This window comes from Neisseria sp. P0021.S006 (assembly GCF_051956895.1).
Map to the genome: position 1 here is coordinate 1 of NZ_JBQCWZ010000221.1, position 1,860 is coordinate 1,860.

Consider the following 1,860-nt stretch of genomic DNA (forward strand, 5'->3'; position numbering starts at 1 on the left):
TACTAAGGCCGTCTGAAACGCCAAGTTGGGTTTCAGACGGCCTGATTTTTTGTAACGTTATGTAGTGTTGTGCGTTGCGCTGTGAAGTAATATTGGCTTGGATTTATCTATTTGATAAATATAAATTTAATGAGGAATTATGCCTTGAAAATCCTATTTATCCGGTATCTGTAAAAGTTTGAATCTGCCTTGTAAATCAGTATGCAGGACCGATATTTTTGCTTGATCCCCAGATTAGTTCTATTTGTCAGAACGTTTTGCTCAATTCGACAAACATTTTGGTTTTGCCGTATTCGTAGAACTTGTCGTTGCTCCATGTTTTGTTGTGGGCAATGGTCAGGCGTGGGGTGATGCCTTTGAAATGGAGGGCGCGATGCCATACGCTCAGGGAGGCGGAGGCTTCTTTGTCGCGGCGGTTTTGTTCGTTGCTGAAGAAGCTGGGGGCTTGGTAATGGCGTTGGGCGGCGCTGAGGCGTAGGACGGTGGAGAGGCCTTTGGGCCATTCTTGTCCCCATGTGGTGCGCAGGGCGTAGCGGTTGAAGCTGTCGCTTTTGTCGTCGCGGTTGCGTTCGCGGTAGAGGTCGATACCGGCTACCCAGTATTGGCGCGCGTTGCGGTAGTACACGATGGAGTTGCTGAGCAGTTGGCTGGTGTTGTTGGAATGCTCGCGGCGGCCGTTTTTCAGACGGCCTGCTTCAAATGCGCTGAGGGTTTGCAGCTTGGGTTGCCACCAATGGTTGTAGTGGAGGCGTGCGCCGTTGGTGTAGGTGTAGGGGTCGTTGCCGTAGAAGCGGCGTTCGTGGAACGGGGTAATGCCGATATCGTTGCGCTGGTCGGCATAGCCGATGCCTGCCGAAAAGCGTGTGGTGAGGTCGTTGTAGTTGGTGTGTTTGGGATAGATTTTGCCGTAATGGTCTGCGCCTGCCGTGGCATAGAAGCCGCGGGGCAGCGACCATTTTTTTTCTGCGCCGATTTGGTAATGGATGGCAGTGGCATCGATGGGTTCGGGGAATGTCCAGCCTCGGAAGCAGTCGTCGTCGGGATAGGCAAGGCGCACGGCGCGGCATTGTTCATCGCTCAGGTGGTTGCCCAGACGGCGTTGGCCGGGGGCTTGGTTGATGTTTTGTTCGCGCGTGATGTTCAGGCCGGCGTTGAATTGCCATGAGTCGCGTTCGCGCAGGGCTTTGCGGTAGGTTTCGATGCGTTCTTGCAAGGCAGGCGGGAGGGATTCGGTTTGTAGTTTGTCGAACTGGTCGGCTGCGGCTTCGTTTTGTTTGTCTTCAAACAAGGCGGTCGCAAGCTGCCAGCGGACGGCGGAGGCATCGGGTTGCTCGGCGATAAAGCGGCGGTAATGGCCGATGGCTTCGGCGGCGCGTCCTTCGGATTGGGCAAGCAAACCTTTGGCATAGCGTGCCATGGCGCGGTCGTGTTCTGGCCATTGTTCGTAAATGGGCAAAACGGCTTTGATGCCGGGGATGTTGTGGGCGACGACGGCGGAATACATGGCGCGTGCCAGTAATTCGGTGTTGGCAAGCAGGGTATCGGCATCGACGTTGATGATTTTTTCAGACGGCCTGTTTGTCTGCTCGGCAGTGATGTTGTGCGTTTCGGGTTGTTGGGGTTCGGCTGTGTTGACTTGAAGCTCGGGTTTCACATCAGGCGGCACATCGGCGGCGTGAAGGGAAAGGGGAAGGATGGCGAGGAGGAGCAGACGTTTTTTCATGGCAATGTTTGGGATGTTATCGGTATAAGTGGGCAGATTGTACAATGTTTTGAGTCGGAAATTTTGCAAACCGAGTGCCATTTTATCTGATAAAGACGACAAAAGGCCGTCTGAAAACCGATGGGATTTCAGACGGC

The 1,860-nt window shown here is 53.8% G+C and carries 1 protein-coding gene; it reads right to left on the reverse strand.

All coding sequences use genetic code 11. From position 1 onward, the window contains the following. Positions 1-247: 247 nt before the first annotated feature. Complete coding sequence (locus ACTHUM_RS12755; RefSeq protein WP_199900386.1) at positions 248-1,723, reverse strand: surface lipoprotein assembly modifier; 1,476 nt, start codon at positions 1,721-1,723, stop codon at positions 248-250. Positions 1,724-1,860 lie beyond the last annotated feature (137 nt).